Annotated in this window: 20 protein-coding genes; 10 read left to right on the forward strand and 10 right to left on the reverse strand. The window is 69.2% G+C overall.

Translation table 11 applies throughout. The annotated features are described in order from the left end of the window. Nucleotides 1-304 precede the first annotated feature (304 nt). Nucleotides 305-1585 (forward strand): MFS transporter, encoded by a 1281-nt coding sequence (locus IBL26_RS17465; protein ID WP_241749509.1) that lies wholly within the window; start codon nucleotides 305-307, stop codon nucleotides 1583-1585. Between the two features lie 347 nt (nucleotides 1586-1932). Then, the gene (locus IBL26_RS17470) at nucleotides 1933-3693 is read left to right on the forward strand and encodes an ABC transporter ATP-binding protein (RefSeq protein WP_187785792.1); all 1761 of its coding nucleotides are present in this window, start codon (nucleotides 1933-1935) and stop codon (nucleotides 3691-3693) included. A gap of 121 nt (nucleotides 3694-3814) precedes the next feature. On the opposite strand, the gene IBL26_RS17475 is transcribed toward IBL26_RS17470, so the two are convergent. The 3 genes from IBL26_RS17475 to hemF are packed head-to-tail and all read right to left on the reverse strand — an operon-like array spanning nucleotide 3815 to nucleotide 5910. Beyond that, nucleotides 3815-4483 carry a tyrosine-protein phosphatase gene (locus IBL26_RS17475; protein WP_187785793.1) on the reverse strand — a complete coding sequence of 223 codons (669 nt, stop codon included), beginning with the start codon at nucleotides 4481-4483 and terminating at the stop codon, nucleotides 3815-3817. Between the two features lie 55 nt (nucleotides 4484-4538). Beyond that, nucleotides 4539-4955 (reverse strand): VOC family protein, encoded by a 417-nt coding sequence (locus IBL26_RS17480; RefSeq protein WP_187785794.1) that lies wholly within the window; start codon nucleotides 4953-4955, stop codon nucleotides 4539-4541. 37 nt (nucleotides 4956-4992) lie between these two features. Beyond that, nucleotides 4993-5910 carry an oxygen-dependent coproporphyrinogen oxidase gene (hemF, locus tag IBL26_RS17485; protein ID WP_187785795.1) on the reverse strand — a complete coding sequence of 306 codons (918 nt, stop codon included), beginning with the start codon at nucleotides 5908-5910 and terminating at the stop codon, nucleotides 4993-4995. Nucleotides 5911-6165: 255 nt separating this feature from the next. Here hemF and petA point away from each other — a divergent pair, with 255 nt between their 5' ends. The 5 genes from petA to guaD all read left to right on the forward strand — a co-directional run bounded on the left by petA (nucleotide 6166) and on the right by guaD (nucleotide 11098). Beyond that, nucleotides 6166-6741: a ubiquinol-cytochrome c reductase iron-sulfur subunit gene (gene petA / locus IBL26_RS17490; RefSeq protein WP_187785796.1), complete on the forward strand. Its 576-nt coding sequence runs from the start codon at nucleotides 6166-6168 to the stop codon at nucleotides 6739-6741. Between the two features lie 11 nt (nucleotides 6742-6752). After that, nucleotides 6753-8021: a cytochrome b gene (locus IBL26_RS17495; protein ID WP_187785797.1), complete on the forward strand. Its 1269-nt coding sequence runs from the start codon at nucleotides 6753-6755 to the stop codon at nucleotides 8019-8021. A 1-nt stretch (nucleotide 8022) separates the two neighbouring features. Further along, the gene (locus IBL26_RS17500) at nucleotides 8023-8805 is read left to right on the forward strand and encodes a cytochrome c1 (RefSeq protein ID WP_187785798.1); all 783 of its coding nucleotides are present in this window, start codon (nucleotides 8023-8025) and stop codon (nucleotides 8803-8805) included. Between the two features lie 100 nt (nucleotides 8806-8905). Beyond that, the gene (locus IBL26_RS17505) at nucleotides 8906-9796 is read left to right on the forward strand and encodes an S-methyl-5'-thioadenosine phosphorylase (protein ID WP_187785799.1); all 891 of its coding nucleotides are present in this window, start codon (nucleotides 8906-8908) and stop codon (nucleotides 9794-9796) included. A gap of 3 nt (nucleotides 9797-9799) precedes the next feature. Further along, on the forward strand, nucleotides 9800-11098 hold the full coding sequence (gene guaD / locus IBL26_RS17510; protein WP_187785800.1) for a guanine deaminase: 1299 nt from the start codon (nucleotides 9800-9802) through the stop codon (nucleotides 11096-11098). Between the two features lie 354 nt (nucleotides 11099-11452). Here guaD and IBL26_RS17515 read toward each other — a convergent pair whose 3' ends face one another. After that, entirely contained in the window at nucleotides 11453-12115 is a 663-nt protein-coding gene (locus IBL26_RS17515; protein ID WP_187785801.1) for a dienelactone hydrolase family protein, read from the reverse strand. A 54-nt stretch (nucleotides 12116-12169) separates the two neighbouring features. On the opposite strand from IBL26_RS17515, the gene IBL26_RS17520 reads away from it, so the two are divergent. Continuing rightward, the gene (locus IBL26_RS17520; RefSeq protein ID WP_187785802.1) at nucleotides 12170-12364 is read left to right on the forward strand and encodes a DUF4169 family protein; all 195 of its coding nucleotides are present in this window, start codon (nucleotides 12170-12172) and stop codon (nucleotides 12362-12364) included. A gap of 463 nt (nucleotides 12365-12827) precedes the next feature. On the opposite strand, the gene IBL26_RS17525 is transcribed toward IBL26_RS17520, so the two are convergent. From IBL26_RS17525 to IBL26_RS17550, 6 genes are all read right to left on the reverse strand, one after another. Continuing rightward, nucleotides 12828-14663, reverse strand: coding sequence for an ATP-binding protein (locus IBL26_RS17525; protein ID WP_187785803.1), 1836 nt, complete (start codon nucleotides 14661-14663; stop codon nucleotides 12828-12830). A 219-nt stretch (nucleotides 14664-14882) separates the two neighbouring features. After that, on the reverse strand, nucleotides 14883-15977 hold the full coding sequence (gene ychF, locus IBL26_RS17530; protein WP_187785804.1) for a redox-regulated ATPase YchF: 1095 nt from the start codon (nucleotides 15975-15977) through the stop codon (nucleotides 14883-14885). Between the two features lie 118 nt (nucleotides 15978-16095). Next, entirely contained in the window at nucleotides 16096-16503 is a 408-nt protein-coding gene (locus IBL26_RS17535; protein ID WP_187785805.1) for a hypothetical protein, read from the reverse strand. Between the two features lie 3 nt (nucleotides 16504-16506). Beyond that, entirely contained in the window at nucleotides 16507-17079 is a 573-nt protein-coding gene (gene pth, locus IBL26_RS17540) for an aminoacyl-tRNA hydrolase (RefSeq protein WP_187785835.1), read from the reverse strand. An 18-nt stretch (nucleotides 17080-17097) separates the two neighbouring features. Further along, complete coding sequence (locus tag IBL26_RS17545) at nucleotides 17098-17742, reverse strand: 50S ribosomal protein L25/general stress protein Ctc (RefSeq protein WP_187785806.1); 645 nt, start codon at nucleotides 17740-17742, stop codon at nucleotides 17098-17100. 170 nt (nucleotides 17743-17912) lie between these two features. Beyond that, nucleotides 17913-18332 carry a VOC family protein gene (locus IBL26_RS17550; protein ID WP_187785807.1) on the reverse strand — a complete coding sequence of 140 codons (420 nt, stop codon included), beginning with the start codon at nucleotides 18330-18332 and terminating at the stop codon, nucleotides 17913-17915. A 166-nt stretch (nucleotides 18333-18498) separates the two neighbouring features. Here IBL26_RS17550 and IBL26_RS17555 point away from each other — a divergent pair, with 166 nt between their 5' ends. Continuing rightward, nucleotides 18499-19518, forward strand: a complete 1020-nt coding sequence (locus IBL26_RS17555; protein WP_187785808.1) for an extracellular solute-binding protein — start codon at nucleotides 18499-18501, stop codon at nucleotides 19516-19518. 149 nt (nucleotides 19519-19667) lie between these two features. Further along, entirely contained in the window at nucleotides 19668-21284 is a 1617-nt protein-coding gene (locus IBL26_RS17560; protein ID WP_187785809.1) for an ABC transporter permease, read from the forward strand. Nucleotides 21285-21316: the final 32 nt, after the last annotated feature.

Consider the following 21316-nt stretch of genomic DNA (forward strand, 5'->3'; position numbering starts at 1 on the left):
CGGTCCGCTCCCACGCGCCACGGCGTTGATTGGTCGCGCATTCGCGCCCCAAGCCGGTCTGGCCCGGGACGCGCACGCTCTAGCCGCCGCCGATGACGGGGCGATGACGCTTCGGCGTCAGTCGGCTGACAGCACGCAGCCCTGCCGATGCCGCAACGCAGCGTCCGTCAATTCGGAATGTTTCTGCCGGCTGTGGTTGGCTAAAATTGCGCCACTGCCCCAAATAGGAGCAGAAATTGTCTTTTATCGATAAGGTTCCAGAACGATGGCCGAGAGAGGCGCCGCTGCCGCCCACCAACGACCCTTGAACAGGCGGGACATCCGTACCCTTGTCCTCGCCTCGCTTGGCGGTGCCCTGGAATTCTACGACTTCATTATCTATGTCTTCTTCGCGGCGGCGATCGGTCACCTGTTCTTCCCGCCCGGCATGCCGGACTGGCTGCAGCAGGTACAGACCTTCGGCATCTTCGCCGCCGGCTACCTGGCGCGGCCGCTGGGTGGCATCGTCATGGCGCATTTCGGCGACCTGGTCGGCCGCAAGCGCATGTTCACCCTCTCTGTCTTCCTGATGGCGGTGCCGACGCTGCTGATCGGCCTGATGCCGACCTATGAGACCATTGGCTACGCCGCCCCCGTGCTGCTGCTGGTGTTCCGCATGATGCAGGGCGCGGCCATCGGCGGCGAAGGCCCCGGCGCCTGGGTGTTCGTGGCGGAGCACGTGCCCTCCAAGCATGTCGGCCTGGCCTGCGGCATGCTGACCGGCGGCCTGACGGGCGGCATCATGCTGGGCTCGCTGATGGCGACCGGCATCAACACCGTCTACACCCCGGCCGAGGTGTCGGAGTACGCTTGGCGCATTCCCTTCCTGGTCGGTGGCCTGTCGGGCCTGCTGGCGATGTATCTGCGCCGCTTCCTGCACGAGACGCCGATCTTCGAGGAAATGCGCGCCCAGGCGGCCCTGACCAAGGACATGCCGGTGAAGCAGGTGCTGAAGGGCCATGTGCCCGCCGTCATCCTCTCCATGCTGGTGACGTGGATGCTGACCGCCGCCGTGGTCGTGGTCATCCTGATGACGCCGGCCCTGATGCAGAAGATGCACGGCTTCACCCCCGTGGTGACGCTGGAGGCCAACCTGGTAGCCACCTTCATGCTGACCGTCTGCGCCATGGGCAGCGGCGTGTTGCTGGACCGCTTCGGCGCCGTGAAGGTCGGGCTGGTCGGCGGCGTGCTGCTGATCATCAGCACCTATGCGCTGTATATCGGCGCCGCCACGCACCCTGGCTGGCTGCTGCCGCTGTACGCCTTCGCCGGTGCCACGGTGGGCGTGATCAACGTGGTGCCCTACGTCATGGTCAACGCCTTCCCGCCCAGCGTGCGGTTCAGCGGCGTGTCCTTCAGCTACAACGTGGCCTACGCCATCTTCGGTGGCATCACGCCGCTGCTGGTCTCCCTGCTGGTGGCCGCCAACCCGTTGGGCCCGGCGCATTACGTGGCGGGCGTCGTGGTGGTCTTCCTGATCACCATGGCCACCCAGACCCGTGCCCGCCTGAGCCTCTCTGAACCCGAGGCGGTTCCGGCGCGCTGAGGGAAGGAAGGCCGGGAGGGAAGGAAGGCCGGGGAAGGAATTCCCCGGGCCCCTTCTTTTCTTTCTGCAAGTTTTCTGGGCGGGGCGGTTTTGGGTTTAATCTCTGCGCCCGGGTGGGGCGCGTATGGGGCCTCATCGCCGAGGCGACTGAAAGTTCAGCCCGCGCTGCCTTTTCGCTTCAAAGGTTCCGCCTGACCAGCGCCTGCCCCTGGGAAGCCGGGGCAACACCTGAACTCGAAGAAAAAAGATGGGGGCCTGGGGGAATTCCTTCCCCCAGCCTTCTTCCCACCCCTGACTCCCGCGAACTCGCTTCGCGCTGCACACCCAGCGATGCTAAGCGCCCACGCATGGCCGCCTCCAAGCTCCCCCCTGCCGAGACCACCCGTGCGCTGACCCTGCGTCTGTGGCGGGACTACATGCGCCACCACCGCGCCGGCATCGTGGTGGCGCTGGTCTGCACCCTGGCGCTGGCGGGCTTCACCGCGCTGTACCCCCTGGTCATCCAGCAGGCGTTCGACCTGTTTACCGAGGGCGACGACCGCATCGTCTGGTTGATCCCACCCACCATCATCGTGCTGACGGCGTGCAAGGCGCTGGCGCAGTACGGGCAGGCGGTCTCGGTGCAGGCGGTGGTGCTGCGGGTGATCGAATCCATCCAGAACGACCTGTTCCGCTCGCTGACGCGCGCCGACCTGGCGGTGGTGGCGCGGGAGGCACCGGCCCGCCACGCCGCCCGCTTCACCGCCGATGCGCAGGCCATTCGGGAAGCGCTGACCAAGGCCATCAACGGCCTGGCCAATGGCCTGACCGTCATCGGCCTCGTCGCCTCGATGATCTACCTGGATTGGCAGATGAGCCTGATCCTGGCCGTGCTGTACCCGGTGGCCATCGTGCCGGTGATGCGGCTGGGCAAGCGCATCCGCCGGGCTTCGGGCGGCATGCAGGAACGGGTGGGCGAGGCCGCCGCCATGCTGACCGAGAGTTTTTCCAGCGCCCGCGTCGTCCGCGCCTATGGGCTGGAGGCGCAGGAGGAAGCCCGCGCCGCCAATGCCTTCGCCCGGTTGCGGGATGCGCTGCTGCACATCGCCCGCACCCGCAGCAAGCTGGACCCGATTCTGGAGGCGCTGGGCGGCCTGGCCGTGGCCGGCGTGCTCTGCTTCGTCGGCTGGAAGGTCTCCACCGGCCGCGGCACGGTCGGCGAATTCACCGGCTTCGTCGCCGCCCTGCTGGTGGCGACGCAGCCGATGCGGGCGCTGGGCTCGTTGAACTCGGCGCTGCAGGAGGGCTTCGGCGGGCTGGTGCGGGTGTTCAACGAGATGGACCGCAAGCCGCTGATCGGCGCCCCCGCCGGCGCGCCCGCCCTGCCGGACGGCGCCGGGCGCGTCGAGTTCCGCGAGGTCGGCTTCCGCTATGGGGATGGGGAGGCGGTGCTGAACGGCCTGTCCTTCAGCGCGGAGCCGGGGCAGACGGTGGCGTTGGTCGGCCCCTCCGGCGCCGGCAAGTCCACCGCCCTGGCGCTGCTGCCCCGCCTGTACGACGCCACCAGCGGCGACATCCTGCTGGACGGCGTGCCGGTCAGTGGCGTGACGCTGGAAAGCCTGCGCGCCGCCATCGCCTATGTGGGGCAGGATGCGGTGATCTTCGACGACACCGCCCTGGCCAACATCGCCTGCGGCCACCCCGGCGCCACCCGTGCCGATGTGGAGGCCGCCGCCCGCGCCGCCGCCGCGCACGACTTCCTGGCGGCGCTTCCCGCCGGTTACGACACGGTGCTGGGCCCGGGCGGCTCCCGCCTCTCCGGCGGGCAGCGGCAGCGCGTGGCGCTGGCCCGCGCCCTGCTGCGCAACCCGCGCGTACTGTTGCTGGACGAGGCGACCAGCGCCCTGGATGCTGAGAACGAGGCCGCCGTGGGCCGCGCGCTGGAGACGCTGAGAGAGGGCCGCACCACCCTGGTCATTGCCCACCGCCTGGCCACGGTGCAGGAGGCCGACCGCATCGTGGTGATGCAGGACGGGCGCGCGGTGGAGCAGGGCACGCATGCCAGGCTGGTGGCGGAGGACGGGCTTTATGCCCGCATGGTCCGGACCCAGGCCTTCGCTGTCGAGTGAAGAGGTGAGGATGCGCCTGCCATGGCGCGCCGCTGCCCCGTTGGCGCCGGTGCCGCCGCAGGCGCACTCAAAACGGACAGAAAAAGAAAGGGCCTGGGGGAGTTCGTTCCCCCAACCTCGCCTATTCCCGCCGCAAGATCCCATCCACCAGCCGGTCCGCCCAGGCCCGGCTGCGGAAGGCGGCGCGCAGGGCGTGTTCGTCGTAATCCTGCTCCACCCAGTCCAGGAACGGCTTGGGGCCGTTGGTGCGGGTGAAGGCGGCGTATTCGCGGAAGAAGGCGTCCAGGATACCGGTCTTGCTGGCGGAGACGTGGCCGTGGCGCCAGGAGAGCTGGCGCATCGCCTCCTCCACCGGGCGGCCCTGCATCATCAGCCATAGCCCGGCGGCCAGGCCGGTGCGGTCGGCGCCGGACTTGCAGTGCAGCAGGGCGGGCTCGCGCATCTCGCGGAAGATGCCGGCCAGGCGCAGGATGCGGTCCTTATGCGGCGCGCCCCGGCTTTCCAGCGGCGCGTCGATCTGCACCAGCCCCAGCCCCGCCGCCGCTTCCCGCCCCAGCGCGTCGGAGCCGCAGCTCTCCCGCAGCCCGCGCAGGTTGATGACGGTGCGGATGCCGAAGCGCTGCGCGGCGGCGCGCAATTGCCGCGGGCCGGGGTGGTTGGAGCGGTAGAGGCGCCCGGCCTCCACCACGCCCCAATTGCGCCAGAGCAGGCGCAGCACCGCGTGGTCGACGAACAGGCTGTTAGTCCAGGCGGCACGGCGGCCGGCTGCGGAGGTGAGGTCTTGTGCCACGTCGCGGGTATGGGGGGGCGGGGGCGCCACGGCAAGGGCCAGGGGTGGCGGGGCTTCAGGGACGGCGGGTGGAGAACCAGTCGTGGCCCTCGGGGTCCTTGGCGGAATAGGTCACGCCGTAGCCGTGGTCCGCCAGGTCCTGGGTGATGCGGGCGCCGGCGGCGCGGGCGCGGTCCCGGTGCGCCTCCACATCCGGCAGGTAGACGAACACGCCCTGGGTGGTGGTGCCCCCGGCCACGTCCAGCGGGCTGGCCATGCCGAAGGCCTTGCGCCCTTCCGCACTGGCGATCTGCCCCAGCATGATGCGGCAGCCCTCCAGCATCATCTCGGCATGCAGGCCGCCGCCGGGCGTCTCGTTCCGCAATGTCTCGGTAAAGCCGAAGGCGCCGGTCAGCCAGTCCAGCGCCGCCTTCACGTCGCGGTAGATCAGGTAGGGGATGATCTCGGCCTTGCCCATGGTGCGATGACGCAACGAATCCCGCCCCCGCGTCACGCCGGCAGGCGGGTGCTCAAGCCCATTTCACCTCGGGCGGCAGCGACATCAGGATCGCCTCGGTGTTACCGCCGGTCCGCAGGCCGAACAGCGTGCCGCGGTCGTGCAGCAGGTTGAACTCCACGTAGCGGCCACGCCGCAGCAACTGGTGCTCACGCTCGGCCGGGGTGAAGGGCTCGGCCATGCGGCGGCGGACGATGGCGGGGTAGGCGGCCAGGAAGGCCTCGCCGACATCGCGGGTGAAGGCGAAATGGTCGGGCAGCCGGCTCTCATCCGCATCGTCACGGCCAAGCCAGTCGTAGAAGATGCCGCCCAGGCCGCGCGGCTCGTTGCGGTGGGGCAGGAAGAAGTACTCGTCGCACCACTGCTTGAAGCGCGGGTAGTAGGCGGGGTCGTGGCGATCGCAGGCGGCCTGGAAGGCGGCATGGAAGCCGGCGGCGTCCTCCAGCGACTCGGGGGCATCCATGGCCATCGGCGTCAGGTCCCCGCCGCCGCCGAACCAGGCCCGGGTGGTGGCGATGAAGCGGGTGTTCATGTGCACGGCCGGCACGCGGGGGGAGCGCATATGCGCCACCAGGGAGATGCCGGTGGCGATGAAGCGGGGGTCCGATTCGGCGCCGGGAATATTCTTGCGGAAATCCGCGCTGAACTCCCCATGTACGGTGGAGACGTTGACGCCGACCTTCTCGAACACCCGGCCCCGCATCACGCTCATCACCCCGCCGCCGCCTTCAGGGCGGCTCCAGGCGGTGCGCTGGAAACGCCCGGGTGCCGCATCGGCCAGGGGAACGGCGCCAGGAACGGCCCCGGCCGCGCCGCTTGCGGCACACTCGTCCTCGATAGCCTCGAAGGCGGCGCAGATCCGGTCCCGCAGCGACTCGAACCAGGCGCGGGCGTCCGGGGCGAGGGGGTGGGAGAAGGCGGTTTCCGGCATGGCATGCGCTTTCCTGGTGGCCAGGGCGGGCGGCTAGCCCAGCAAAGGGGGGCCTCGCAACCGCCGGGAGTAAAAGTGGCACGCCAGCGGCGATTGCCTCACCACGTTACGTGCCTTTATATGGCGGCAGCGCAACGTCGGCAGCACAGCTTCACGGCTGCCCGGAGCGCCCCCGCGCCTGTATGATTGCGGGGAATGACCTGCGGCCCATCTGCCCTGCCAGGAACGGGTGGCCGCCAACAGGGACGATGAGGAATGGCCGATACGCTTGCGCCGAGCAGCAGCCCGCCCACTACGGGTGGCCCGCATGCTCCCGCCGACGGAACGAAGCGGGATTTCCTGAAACTGGTTGCGGGTTCCTTCGCGGCGGTCGGTGTAGGCGCCATCGTGTGGCCCTTCATCCACTCCATGAACCCGGCCAAGGACGTGCTGGCGCTTGCCAGCACCGACGTGGACATCACCCATGTCGCCGAGGGTCAGGCCGTCACCGTCATGTGGCGCGGCAAGCCGGTCTTCGTCCGCCACCGCACGGCCAAGGAGATCGAGGAGGCCAAGGCCGTCCCACTCTCCGAGCTGCGGGACCCGCAGACGGACCAGGCCCGCGTGACGCGGGAGCCCTGGCTGATCGTCGTCGGCGTCTGCACCCATCTCGGCTGCGTGCCGCTGGGGCAGAAGTCCACCGACCCGCGTGGCGACTACGGCGGGTGGTTCTGCCCCTGCCACGGCAGCCACTATGACACCGCAGGCCGTATCCGCCGCGGCCCCGCCCCCCTGAACCTGGCTGTCCCGGAATACGAGTTCCGGTCCGACACCCAGGTCCGCATCGGCTGAGGACGGTACCCATGGCCGGTCTCCATAACAGCGAATTCGCCAACCCCGTCGTCCGCTGGATCGACCAGCGCATGCCGGTGTTCACCATGATGCAGAAGGAGTACGGGACCTTCCCGACTCCGCGGAATTTCAACTACTTCTGGAATTTCGGCGCCCTGGCCATGATCAACCTCGTGATCATGATCGCCACCGGCATCTTCCTGGCGATGAACTACACCGCCCATACCAGCCTGGCCTTCGACAGCGTCGAGCGCATCATGCGCGACGTGAACTACGGCTGGCTCATCCGCTACGTGCACATGAACGGCGCCTCGATGTTCTTCATCGTGGTCCTCGTCCATGTCTGGCGCGGCATGTACTACGGCTCCTACAAGGCACCGCGTGAGCTGCTCTGGATGCTCGGCGTCGTCATCTACCTGCTGATGATGGCCACCGCCTTCATGGGCTACGTGCTGCCCTGGGGCCAGATGTCCTTCTGGGGCGCCACCGTCATCACCAACCTGTTCTCGGCCATTCCGCTGGTCGGCAACAGCATCGTGACGCTGCTATGGGGCGGCTTCTCCGTGGACAACCCCACGCTGAACCGCTTCTTCAGCCTGCACTACCTGCTGCCCTTCGTGATCGTGGGCGTGGTGTTCCTGCACGTCGCCGCGCTGCACATCACCGGCTCCAACAACCCGCTGGGCATCGAGCCCAAGGGGCCGCAGGACACGCTGCCGTTCCACCCGTACTACACGGTCAAGGACAGCGTCGGCATCGTCGTCTACCTGATGGTGTTCGCCGTGCTGGTGTTCTTCGCGCCGAACTACCTGGGCCACCCGGACAACTACATCCCGGCCAATCCGCTCTCCACGCCCGCGCATATCGTGCCGGAATGGTACTTCCTGCCGTTCTACGCCATCCTGCGCGCGGTGCCGGACAAGCTGATGGGCGTGCTGGCGATGTTCGGCTCCATCCTGCTGCTGTTCGTGCTGCCCTGGCTGGACGGCTCCAAGGTCCGCTCCATGCGCTTCCGCCCGATCGCGAAGTGGCTGTTCCTGCTCTGGACGGTCAATTTCTTCGTGCTGATGTGGGCGGGCGGCAAGCCGGCCGAGGGCGTCTACGTCCTGATCTCCCGCCTCGCGACGGCCTATTACTTCGCGTACTTCCTGGTGCTGCTGCCGCTGCTGGGCAAGATCGAGCGCCCGCTGCCGCTGCCCGAGAGCATCAGCCGCCCCGTGCTGCGTGGGGGCGGACCGCTGCCCGGCGCCGCCACTGCCCAGCCGATGGAGAAGGCGTGACATGGCGCTTCGTTTCGTGAAGACCGCGGCCCTGGCCGCGGCGATCAGCCTGTCCGCCGCGATGTCGATGGGTGCCGCCCGGGCGGCGGAGGGCGAGGTGCATATCCCGCCCGCCGGCTTCTCCTTCAGCGGTGCCCTCGGCACCTATGACCGGGCCGAGCTGCAGCGTGGCTTCCAGATCTACAAGGAAGTCTGCTCGGCCTGCCATTCGATGCACCTGCTCTCCTACCGCAACCTGCGCGATATCGGGTTGAGCGAGGCGGAAGTGGCCGCCGTGGCCGCGTCCGTGCAGATCCAGGACGGCCCGAACGACAATGGCGAGATGTTCGAGCGCCCCGGCCGCGCCTCGGACCGTTTCCGCAGCCCCTTCGCCAACCCGGCGGCGGCGCGCGCGGCGAATAACGGCGCCCTGCCGCCGGATCTCTCCGTCATCACCAAGGCCCGCAACGGCGGCGCGGACTACATCCACGCGCTGCTGATTGGCTATGCCGAGCCGCCCGCCGGCCTCACCCTGGCGGAGGGGATGCACTACAACCAGTACTTCCCGGGCCACCAGATCGCCATGGCGCCGCCGCTGTCCCAGGACGGTCAGCTGACCTTCGGGGACGGCACCAACGCCACCGTGGACCGCATGTCCCGCGACGTCTCCGCCTTCCTGAACTGGGCGGCGGAGCCGGAGCTGGAGACGCGCCGCGCCATGGGCGTGCGGGTGCTGATCTTCCTGGCCATCCTGGGTGGCCTGACCTACGCCGTGAAGCGCAAGGTCTGGGCCGACGTCCATTAAGGACGTTCGCCAAACCCTCACTTGACCTGGACCAGGGCCGCCCGCACAGGGGCGGCCCTTTCCTGTTCTGGCCCACCCCTTGTTCGCGGAGACACGCTCCATGACCGACACCATCGAACCCGTCATCGGCCTGCTGGGCGGTTCCGGCCTCTATGACATCGACGGGCTGGAGGATCGTGAGTGGCGCACGGTCGAGAGCCCCTGGGGCAAGCCGTCCGACCAGCTGCTGTTCGGCCGTCTCTCCGGCGTGCGCTGCGTGTTCCTGCCGCGCCACGGCCGCGGCCATCCGCTGACGCCGTCCGACCTGAACTACCGCGCCAATATCGACGTCATGAAGCGTGCGGGGGTGACGGACATCCTCTCCCTCTCCGCCGTCGGCTCCCTCAACGGGGACCTGGCGCCGGGCACCTTCGTGATCGTCGACCAGTTCATCGACCGCACCTTCGCCCGCCAGAAGTCGTTCTTCGAATCCGGCTGCGTGGCGCATGTCTCCGTCGCCCACCCGGTCTGCCCGCGTATCGGCGACGCGGTGGAAGCGGCGGCGCGGGAGATCGGGCTGAAGCACAAGCGCGGCGGTACCTACCTGACCATGGAAGGCCCGCAATTCTCGACCAAGGCGGAGAGCGAGCTGTACCGCGCCTGGGGCTGCGACGTGATCGGCATGACCAACATGCCGGAGGCCAAGCTCGCCCGTGAGGCGGAGATTTGCTACGCGACGGTGGCGATGGTCACCGATTTCGATTGCTGGCACCCGGACCATGACGCCGTGACGGTCGATGCCGTGGTGAAGGTGCTGCTGGCGAATGCCGACCGCGCCAAGCAGCTGGTGAAGACCGTGGTGCCGATGCTGGGCCAGACGCGCGGCCTGTGCCCCGCCGGCTGCGACCGCGCGCTGGAATACGCGCTGGTGACGGCGCCGGAGAAGCGCGACCCGGCTCTGCTGGCCAAGCTGGACGCCGTGGCCGGCCGGGTGCTGAACCGGGCTGCCTGAGGCATGGCGCGGCGGGGTCTTCGCGGTACGGTCCTGACCTTCACGGGCGACCCGTTCCTGGCCGATGACCCCGCCGCCACCCTCTCCATCACCGAGGACGCGTTGGTGGTGCTGGAGGGCGGCCACATCGCCGTCATCGGCCCCTGGAGCCCGGAACGGGCGAGGGGGCTGGAGGTGACGCACTACCCGGATGCCATCCTCTGCCCCGGCTTCATCGACTGCCACGTCCACTACCCACAGACGCAGATGATCGGCGCCCATGGCGCCCAGCTGCTGGACTGGCTGGAGCGTTACACGTTCCCAACCGAAGCGCAGTTCGCCGATGCCGGCCACGCCGCCGCCGTGGCCAAGCTGTTCCTGGCCGAGCTGCTGCGCAACGGCACCACCACGGCCGCCGTGTACTGCACCGTCCACCCGCAATCGGTGGAAGCCTTCTTCACCGAGTCACACCGGCTGAACACCCGGATGATCGCCGGCAAGGTGCTGATGGACCGCAACGCCCCCGCCGCGCTGCTGGACACGGCGGAACGTGGCTACGCCGAATCCAAGGCCCTGATCGAGCGCTGGCATGGCCATGGCCGCCAACTCTACGCCGTGACCCCGCGCTTCGCCCCGACCTCGACGCCCACGCAGCTGGAAGCCGCGGGGCGGCTATGGCGGGAACACCCTGGCACCTACCTGCAGACCCATCTCAGCGAGAACCAGAAAGAAGTCGCCTGGGTGCAGGAGCTGTTCCCGGACCGCGCCGGCTACCTGGACGTCTACCACCAGGCGGGGCTGACCGGGCGGCGCGCCATCTTCGGCCACGCGGTGCATCTGACGGAGGCGGAGTTCGCCTGCTGCCACCGCACCGGTTCCGCCCTGGCGCATTGCCCAACCTCCAACCAGTTTCTTGGCAGCGGGCTGTTCCCCCTGTTCCAGGCCCGGCGGCGGGACCGCCCGGTCTGCGTCGGCCTGGGCACCGACCTTGGCGCCGGCACCAGTTTCTCGCTGCTTGGCACCCTGGGCGAGGCCTACAAGGTCGCCCATGCGCAGGACACCACGCTGGAGGCCTTGCACGGCTTCTACCTGGCCACGCGCGGCGGGGCGGAGGCGCTGGACCTGGTGGATAGCATCGGCAGCATCGCCCCGGGCCATGAGGCCGACATCGTGGTGCTGGACCTCAAGGCGACGCCACTGCTGGCTTTCCGCCTGGCCCACGCGCGGGACTGGGCGGAAAAGCTCTCCGTGCTGATGACGCTGGGCGACGACCGCGCCATCCGCGCCACCTGGGTGGCGGGCGAACTGCGCCACGAGCGGTGAGGCGCTGATGAGAGGGGCGCCGCCCCTCTACACTCTCCTCGCCAAAGGCCTCAGGCTTCTGGAAACCCGATTTGGGGGCGCCTGAAGGGAAGCGGTCGCAGCGACGTATCCCGGACAGGAATCGTCGGATCGCGTCAGATCTTATGCTCTGCTGGAAGGCTTGCAGGAGACCCGGACTCTGCGGCCTCGATAGCAGTGACCTGAACCCGCTGCGGGAGCATCCCACGACGATCCCGGCAAGCCGCTTCCAGGCGACGCGCCCAGGTCACTCGCGATCAGAACACCAAAGGCCGTCAGACGCTCCCCCGAGATGCCGCCGCACGGGCAATGGGGCAGGGGAGCGACTTCACCCACCTATTTCAGGTGCTGGGCGAAGAACCCCAGGCTGCGCTGTTCCGCCAGCATGGCATCTGTCGGGCTGTAGACCGGGCGTTCCTCGCAGGAGAAGCCGTGGCCGGCACCGGGGTAGGTGAATACTTCCACCCCAGGCTGTGCGGCGCGGATGGCCTCCACGTCGGTCTGCGGGATGCCCTTGTCCTCCTCACCAAAATGCAACTGCACCGGGCAGTGCGGCACTTCCTGGCGCGTCGCCGCGATGCCGCCGCCGTAATAGCCGACCGCGGCGCGGAAGCTGTTGCTGCGCGTCGCGCCCCACCAGGCAATGGTGCCGCCCCAGCAATAGCCGATGATCCCCAGCGGAATGCCGGCCGGCAGCGCCGCCGCGGCGGCCTCGATATCCAGCATCACCTGGGCATCGGTGATCTTGCCGCGCAGGGCGAGGCCCTTCTGAACATCCTCCTGCGTGTAGCCCAGCTCCGCATCACGCTCCGCCCGGTCGAACAGCGCCGGGCTGACGACGGCGAAGCCCTGCTGGGCATAGGTCTCGCACACATGGCGCATGTGGCGGTTCACGCCGAAGATCTCCTGCACCACCACCAGGCCTTGCCGCGCATCGGCCGGGCCGGTCTTCCAGGCCGAGAGGGTGTGGCCGTCGCTGGCTTTGAGTTCGATCCGCATGCCGTATTCTCCTGCCACGTTTGCAAGGCTGGCGCCTGGGTTTATCCTGGCCCCATGGCCGAAATCGTCAACCTCAACCGGTTCCGCAAAGCCGCCGCCAAGCAGGAAGCCACCCGCCAGGCGGACGCCAACCGGGTGAAGTTCGGCCGGGACAAAGCCACGAAGGCGCGGGACACCGAAGCGGAGCGCCGCCGCCAGGCAGTGCTGGACGGGGCGGCGCTGGAGCGGGACCCGAAGGGCAAGATCTGACGGTCTTATATGCAGTAAGGCCGGGAAAGGAATTCCCCGGGCCCCTTCTTTTTTTCTGAGAGTCTTCGGGTGTGGATGTGGGGACGTTGGCCATTCTGGCCCGACCGGGTTTCCACCGATGGTTCGTGACTGCCGAGGGCGACCGTTCAGCCCGGATGACACAGTCCTGCTCATGGCCGCAGCAGCCAGTCCTGAAGCCCCACGCCAACTGACAGAAAAAAGGATGGGATTTCGGGGGAATTCATTCCCCTGACCTTCTTTCCCCGTCCGATGTCGATCAGCCTTGGACCTCCGGTGACTGATGGCTCAGCCCGCGTGGCCCATATTCAGCATCACCAAGTCGCGATCACCAAGTCGCGCCCGCTCTCGGTCCTGAAGCGCCACGCCAAACGCGCAAAAAGAAGATGGGGTCCGGCGAAGCCTTTCCCCGGCCTTCACCCACCATGCCGGAAGAGCGCCTCCGTCAGGCCACGCCGCTGAGCGGAACCGCTTCGCCCTGGATGGCCTGCCGGACGGAGGAGAGCAGCTTGGTACGGTCCACCGGCTTCGGCAGGTGCCCGTCCATGCCGGCTTCCATGCAGGCCTGCACCGCGCCGTCCATTTCCTCGCCCGTGAGGGCCAGGATGGGAATGCGGTTGGGGCCGGGGCGGCGGCTTTCGGCGGCGCGGATGTGCCGGGTGGTCTCCAGGCCATCCATCTCCGGCATCTGCACATCCATCAGCACCAGGTCGAAGCTGCTTTCCGTCAGGGCCGCGATGGCGGCGTGGCCGCTTTCGGCCAGCACCACCTCGTGGTCGGCGGCTTCCAGCAGCGCCTGTACCACCAGCCGGTTCAGCGCCACGTCATCGACGACCAGGATGCGGAAGCTGCCGGCTGCCGGTCGCGGTGCCGTGGCGGCCGGCATGGCGGAGCCCAGCGGCAGCGGCAGGTTGGCCCAGAAGCGGCTGCCCTTGCCCTCCGGCCCCGGCGCCATACCGATCTGCCCGCCCATCGCCTCCACCAGCCCGGCGGAGATGGCGAGGCCGAGTCCGTTGCCCTCCCGCGTCTGGTTGTGCAGGCCCGGCATCTGGCTAAAATCGTGGAACAGCAGGCTGCGCTGTTCGGGCGGAATGCCGGGGCCGGTGTCGGTGACCTCCACGCGGATGCCGCCTTCGGCCAGGGCGTGCAGTTCCAGCCGCACCTCGCCATGCTCCGGGGTGAACTTCACTGCGTTGCCCAACAGGTTCAGCAGCACCTGCCGCAGGCGCAACTGGTCCCCCACAACCACCTGGGGGCAATCGGGCATCAGGGCGCCGGTCAGGCGGATCTGCTTGCGCCCGGCCTCGGGCTGCACCAGCATCATGGCGCTGTCCATCAACCGGCCCAGCGGCACTGGCTGGCTCTCGAAGGTCACGCGCCCGGCCTCGACCTGGGCAAGGTCCAGCACGTCGTTCACCAGGGCCAGCAAGTGGCGGCCGGCGCGTTCGATCATGCTGCCATGGCCGCGCGCCGCGGCGGGCAGGCTGCGGTCGGCCGTCAGCACCTGAGCCAGGCCGAGCACGCCGTTCAACGGCGTCCGCAGCTCATGGCTCATGCGCGCCAGGAAGCGGGACTTGGCGGCATTGGCGCGGTCCGCCGCGTCGCGGGAGAGGGCGATCTCGGCGACGGCGCGGTGCTGCTCCCGCTCCCGCACCATGGCCAGCAGGGCGAAGCTGGTGGCCACGGCATGCAGCATCGCCTCCAGCAGGGTGACGCCGTACCAATGGCTTTGCGGCAGCATGACGGAGGCGTGCCAGGCCGGCTGTACCAGCGCGAAGGGGATGCGCGACAGGATCAACACGCCATGTAGGCAGAAGGCCACCACCACCAGGGTGCGGAACACCTGCTGCTCATCCCGCTGGCGGGACAGTGTCCAGGCCGTGGCCACGATGTAGGCGCCCGCCAGGACCGAGGCGATGATGATGCGGAGCTCGACGATCTCGGTGGCGCCGGGGATGCGGCGCAGCACCAGCCATACCAGGCCGCCGACCAGCGCGATCGGCAGGTAGCCGGGCCGGTCGTCGAAGCGCCGCGCCGCGCTCCAGCACAGGCCGGTGGCGGTGAGGATCAGCGCATTGCCGAGGTCGATGGCCACCCAGGCCGGCACGCTCTCCCGCAATCCGCCCAGCAGGCCCCCGACCGAGAACAGTAGGTTGGCCCAGCCCCACAGCGCCAGCCCGCCGACGCGTGAGCCGCGCCAGGCAATGCTGAGCCACATCAGGCCAAGGGCAAAGGAGAGGAGGGTGCCTACAACCAGCAGCGTAGGCGCGTGAAGCTGCAAGAGCACCGTCCTGCGGAGGATAGAGAGCACCCCGCGGCGGCGCCGTGGGAATTCGCAATTCTATCGCAACTTCACGGTTCCGTTAATGGAAAATCTCTCGGTTCCGTGAGCGTGAGCCTGTCCGCCGCAGGGAATGCGGCGGACAAAGCGTGGTCGTTCGCCCGGTGCGTGACCCGCGGTCCAGCCGGTTCGGCCGGCGCGGAGCACGGCCCAGCCTGGTCAGACGTTGAAGCGGAACAGCATGATGTCGCCGTCCTTGACGACGTATTCCTTGCCTTCGATCTTGGCCTTGCCGGCTTCCTTCGCCGCCTGCTCCCCGCCCAGGGAGACATAGTCGTCATAGCCGATGGTCTCGGCGGCGATGAAGCCGCGCTCGAAATCGCCATGGATGACGCCGGCGGCCTGCGGGGCCTTCATGCCCTTGATGATGGTCCAGGCCCGGGCTTCCTTCGGCCCGACGGTGAAGTAGGTGATCAACCCCAGCAGGCTGTAGCCGGCCGCGATGACGCGATCGAGGCCGGAGTCGGAAAGCCCCAGCCCTTCCAGGAACTCGCCCCGGTCGGCCTCATCCATCTGGCTGATCTCGGCCTCGATGGCGGCGGAGACGACGACGGCCTTGGCGCCCTCGGCCTTCGCGCGCTCGAACACCTTGGCGGAGTGGGCGTTGCCCTCGCCGGCGGCGGCTTCCTCGACATTGCAGACATACAGCACCGGCTTGCTGGTCAGCAGCTGCAGCCGGCGCACCACCTCTTCCTCACCCTTGGGGATGGCGGTGCGGGCGGGCTTGCCGTTCTGCAGCGCGGCCAGGATGGGCTCGATCAGCGCCATCTGGCCGGAAGCCTCCTTGTCGCCGCTGCGGGCGCGCTTGGAAAGGTTGAAGCTGCGCTTCTCCAGGCTGTCCATGTCGGCCAGCATCAGCTCGGTCTCGATGATGTCGGCGTCGCGCAGCGGGTCGACGCTGCCCTCGACATGGGTGACGTCCCCGTCCTCGAAGCAGCGCAGCACGTGCACGATGGCGTCCGTCTCGCGGATATTGGCCAGGAACTGGTTGCCCAGGCCCTCGCCCTTGCTGGCGCCGCGCACCAGGCCGGCGATGTCCACGAACTCCAGGCTCGTGGGCACGATCTTGGCGCTCTTGCCGATCTTGGCGATGGTGTTCAGCCGGGCATCCGGCACCGCCACGCGGCCGACATTCGGCTCGATGGTGCAGAACGGATAGTTGGCGGCCTGGGCCGAGGCGGTCTGCGTCAGCGCGTTGAACAGGGTGGACTTGCCGACGTTCGGCAGGCCGACGATGCCGCAGTTGAAACCCATGATACCGGATACCTCAGGCGAACTTCAGGAAGGGGAAGGGGAGGGGCAGAGCGGCGCCCCTCCGGTCGTGGGGCGCGCGGCCACCCACGGCAAGGCCATGGGCGGCGGCGCGCCGGGGTCAGGCCAGCCCGTGCGCGATATCCTGCGCGATCTGCGCGGCGGCGATGCGGGCGGAGGCGTCGTCCGTCGGCAGGGAGAGCGCGGCGGCGCGCAGCTGCGTGACGGCACCGGCCAGAGAGACGTCCAGCGCCTCGGCCGCGGCGCGGATCAGGCCGGGGCGCGCGGCGGGGCCGGCCTCGGCCAGGGTCTGCGCGATGGCCAGGGCCAGGGAGGCACGCGCGGCCGCGGCCTCGATGGCACCTTCATGGTCGGTGTCGCTCTTGCGCAGGGCGGCGGCGGTGGAGGCGAGGGTGTTGGCCTGCGCCAGCAGGGAGGCAGCCAGCACGGCCACGCCGTTCGCCATGTCCTCGGGCCCCGGCCCGCCGAACTCGGCGGCCAGATCGGCCGCGGCGTCTTCGATCGCCATGTCTCAGCTCTCCTGTGTCAGTAGCGCAACGCGGGTCATGAACGCCTCCCGCTCGCCTTTGGCAAGCAGGGGTGCGGCATCCGCTACCGCATCCAGCATCGGCTCCAGCCAGGTGTCCACCTTCGCGAAGTTGCCGAGCACGTGTCCGGTGACTTTTTCCTTCATCCCCGGATGGCCGATGCCCAGCCGCACGCGCCAGTATTCGGGCGTGCCGAGCTTGCGGTCGGTATCCCGCAGGCCGTTATGGCCGGCGGCGCCGCCGCCACGCTTGATGCGGATCTTCGCGGGCGCGAGGTCCAGCTCATCGTGGAACAGCGTGATGTCCTCGGGCGGGATCTTGTGGAAGGCGGCAGCCGCCTGCACCGATTCGCCGGAGAGATTCATGTAGGTGAGGGGCTTGAGGGCGAGCACCTTGGTGCCACCCAGCATGCCCTCGGCCACCAGACCCTTGAATCGGTTCCGCCACGGCGTGAAGCCGTGGCGGCGCGCGATGGCGTCCAGCGCCAGGAAGCCGATATTGTGCCGGTGCCGCGCCTGGCCCGGCTCCGGATTGCCGAGACCGACCCAGAGCAACACCGTCACGAATCCTGCTTCTTACTTCTTGCCCTTGGCGGCCTTGCCCTTGGCGGGCGCGGCAACGGCGACGGGGGCGACGATGATCTCTTCCTCGACCACCTTCGGCGGCGCGATGGAGGCGACCACGAAGTTGCCGGCCTGCACGGGCTTGGCGCCGGCCTTGTCCTTCACGTCATCCCAGTGGAAGGAATGGCCGATGTTGAACTCGCCCAGGTCGACCTCGAAGTGCTCGGGCACCTGGTCGGGATCGCACAGCACTTCCAGCTCGCGGTAGACGGTGTTTACCACGCCGCCTTCCTTGACGCCGGGGTTCGTCGCCTCGTTCAGGATCACCAGCGGCACCTTGACGCGGATCAGCTGACCCGGGGCCAGGCGCTGGAAGTCCACGTGCATCGGCGTGTCCTTCAGCGGGTGGAACTGCACGTCGCGCATCAGCGTGCGGACGGTCGGGCCATCCTTCACCGCGACCTCGTACAGGTGCGACGCCCAGCCGCCCTTGTGCATTTCCTTCATCACGTCGCGCGGGTCGAGGGCGATCAGCACCGCCTCCTCCTTCGCGCCGTAGATGACGGCGGGGACCAGCCCCTGCCTCCGAGTAGCGCGCGCCGCCCCCTTACCGGCCAACTCGCGCGCCTCGGCTTCGATCCGAATGGTTTGGACCATGTGTCCGTGCTCCGCTCATAAAAGGCGCCGCGCCGGGACGATGCCCGGGGCGCCATGCCTCGCCCAGGGGCAGGATGCCCAAAGACGATCGCGCCGGCCTCCAGGGGTGCCAGCGCGCGGGCGGGGGATAGCAATTTCGCTCTCCTGGCGCAATGGCGGCGTGGCCGCCCTCAGCCCTGCGGGCAGGGCGGCGCGTAGTTGATCATCCAGGGCGTGCCGTAGCCGTCCACCAGCATGCCGAACCGCTCTGCCCAGAAGGTCTGCGCCAGCGGCATAGTCACGCTGCCGCCTTCGGCCAGGGCGGCGAAGATCCGTTCGGCCTCCGCCGCCGAGGTGGGCGCGAAGTGCACGGCGAAGCCCTGGGGGCGGCTGTACTGGCCCTGCGGGCAGTCGGAAGCCATCAGATGCTGGCCGTCCAGCTCCAGGCAGGCATGCATCACCTGGTTGCGCATCTCGGGCGACGAGGCTTCGCTGCCTGGTACGTCGCCCGGCCGCAGCATGGCGACGATCCGGCCGCCCAGCACGTCCCGGTACAGGGTGAAGGCGGCTTCGCAGGTTCCGTCGAAGAACAGATAGGTCGCGACTGGCATGGGATATCCTCCTGTCCGGCCTTCGCCCGGCCGTTATAGGTTGATATCAACATAATTAAGCGTGGTCAAAGCACATGGGCGGGGCGCCGGATGGATTTGACACGCATTCGCAAACCTCTAATGAACGATCCGTCATCTTCCACCGGAAGAGCAATTGGGGGCTGGGATGTTCAAGCGGTTTCGCGTCACCCTTGGGGCATTGTCCCTCGCCATGGCCGCCACGGCGGCGCAGGCCGCAGAGGTGAACCTCTACACCACGCGGGAGCCGGCGCTGATCCGCCCGCTGCTGGAGCGCTTCACGCAGCAGACCGGCACCACCGTCAACACCGTCTTCGTCCAGGGCGGCCTGGCCGAGCGTATGGCCGCCGAGGGCACGCGCTCCGCCGCCGATGTCGCCATGGTGGTCGATATCGGTAACCTGATGGAGCTGGTGGACAAGAACCTCTCCCAGCCGGTGCAGTCCGCCGTGTTGGAAGGCGCCATCCCGGCCAATCTGCGCGGGCCGGATGGCCGCTGGTTCGCCCTCTCCACCCGTGCGCGCGCCATCTATGTGTCGCGGGACCGGGTGCCGGAAGCCGACGCTGCGAAGCTGACCTACGAGGACCTGGCCGATCCGCGCTTCAAGGGCCGCGTCTGCATCCGGTCCGGCCAGCACCCCTACAACACCGCGCTGTTCGCCGGCCTGCTGGTGCAGCATGGCGAGGCCTGGCTGCGTGATTACCTGACGCGCCTGAAGGCCAACCTGGCCCGCCGCGCCGCCGGCGGCGACCGGGAAGTGGCGCGCGACATCATGGCCGGGCTGTGCGACGTCGGCGTCGCCAACACTTACTATGCCGGGCTGATGCTGGCCGGCCGGGGCGGCGAGGAGCAGGTGCGCTGGGGCCAGGCCATCCGCGTGGTGCTGCCTTCCGGTGGCACCGCCATCAACGTCTCCGGCGCCGTGGTGGCGCGCCATGCGCCCAACCGGGCCGAGGCGGTGAAGCTGCTGGAATTCCTGGTCTCGCCCGAGGCGCAGGCGCTCTACGCCGAGGCGAATTTCGAGTACCCGGTGCGCCCGGATGCGCCGCTGAACACCATCGTCGCCGGCTTCGGCACGCTTCGCGTGGCCGGCACTTCGCTGCCGGAGATCGCCGCCCAGCGCGCCCTGGCCAGCCGCATCGTCGATGAGGTCGGCTTCGACCGCTGAGGCGAGATTTCCCTGAGGGCAGCGCTCGCCGCTGCCCATGCTGCCGCCACCGCCCGTCCATGCCTAGCATGGGCGGGCGCATGCCATCCGGCCCCCGCATCCGTGAGACTCCCGCCCACCATGACCATGCCGCCTGAGCATCCCGCCCGATGCGCGTGAGGCTGGCCGCCTGCCTGGCGGTGGCGCCGGTGGTGCTGCCAGTGCTGGCGCTGGCCGGCGCGGCGGCCGCCGGTTCGGGCGACCTATGGCCACACCTGCTGCGCTTCGTGCTGCCGCAGGCGCTGGTGGAGACGGTGCTGCTGCTGGCCGGCGTCGGGGCCCTGGTGGTGCTGGTCGGCACCGGCACGGCCTGGCTGGTCACATGCTACCGCTTTCCGGGGCGGCGCGTGCTGTCCGGCGCCCTGGTGCTGCCGTTGGCGCTGCCGGGCTACGTCGCCGCCTATGCCTGGCTGGATGTCATGCACCCGGCCGGCCCGGTGCAGACGGCGCTGCGCCGGACGCTGGGGCTGACCGACCCGCGCGCCATCCCGCTGCCGGAGATCCGCTCGCTCGGCGGCTGCATCCTGGTGATGGGGATGGTGCTGTTTCCGTACGTCTACCTGGCCGCCCGCGCCGCCTTCCGCACCCAGGGGGTGGAGGTGCTGCGCGCCGGCCGTGCCGCCGGGGCCGGGGGCTGGCTGCTGTTCCGCCGCATCGGCCTGCCGATGGCGCGCCCCGCCGTCGCCGCCGGGGCCGCCCTGGCGCTGATGGAGACGCTGAACGACGTGGGCGCCGCTGAGTTCCTCGGGGTGCGGACGTTGACCGTCTCCGTCTACGTCACCTGGATCACCCGCTCCTCGCTGGAGGGCGCGGCGCAGATCGCGCTGGTGCTGCTGGCGCTGGTGGCGGCGGTGGTGGCGCTGGAACGCTGGGGCCGGGCGCCGGGCGCGCATGCGGTGGACAGTTCCGCCACCCTGCAGCCGCGCGCGCTTCCCTGGCCCGCCGGGCTGGCGGCGATGCTGGCCTGCGCGCTGCCGGTGCTGCTGGGCTTCGTGGTGCCGGCCGGCTACCTGCTATGGGCGGCGGCGCGGCGCATCGGCGAGTTCGGCCTGCCGCCGGACCTGTGGCGCTGGATCGGCAACAGCGCCTTCCTGGCCGGCCTGGCCACGGCGCTGGCGCTGCTGCTGGCGCTGCCCCTGGCCTATGGCGCACGGCGGGATACCTGGACGCGCATGGGGCGCCCCGGCCTGGGCGCGCTGCTGCTGAAGCTGGGCATGCTGGGCTACGCGCTGCCGGGCGGCGTGGCGGCGGTGGGCCTGATCATCGCCTTCGGCAAGCTGGACGACCTGGCCGCCAGTTGGGCACCGGTGGCGCTCTCCGGCAGCCTGGGCGCGGTGGTGCTGGCCTATGTCATCCGCTTCCTGGCCATTCCGGCCAGCGGGCTGGATGCCGCCTATTCGCGCATCCGGCGGGAGGTCGACTGGTCCGCCCAATCCATGGGGGCGGGAAGCACCCGCCTGGTGTGGCGCATCCACCTGCCGCTGCTGTTGCCGGCCTTGTCCTCCGCCGCCCTGCTGACCTTCCTGGATGCCATGAAGGAGTTGCCCGCCACCCTGCTGCTGCGCCCGTTGAACACCGAGACCCTGGCCACCGCCCTGTATGCCGAGGCCGCGCGCGGCACCTATGAGGAAGGCGCCGTGGCCGCCCTGTCCCTGGTGGCGGTAGGGCTGGCGCCGATCCTGGTACTGGCGTGCCGGGCGACGAAGCCTCACTTGTCGCTGCGTTGACGGCACGCTTCCGCGAGGCGGGGCCGGCTGGC

It is taken from the genome of Teichococcus aerophilus (assembly GCF_014490485.1).
In the GTDB taxonomy this organism is placed as follows: domain Bacteria; phylum Pseudomonadota; class Alphaproteobacteria; order Acetobacterales; family Acetobacteraceae; genus Pseudoroseomonas; species Pseudoroseomonas aerophila.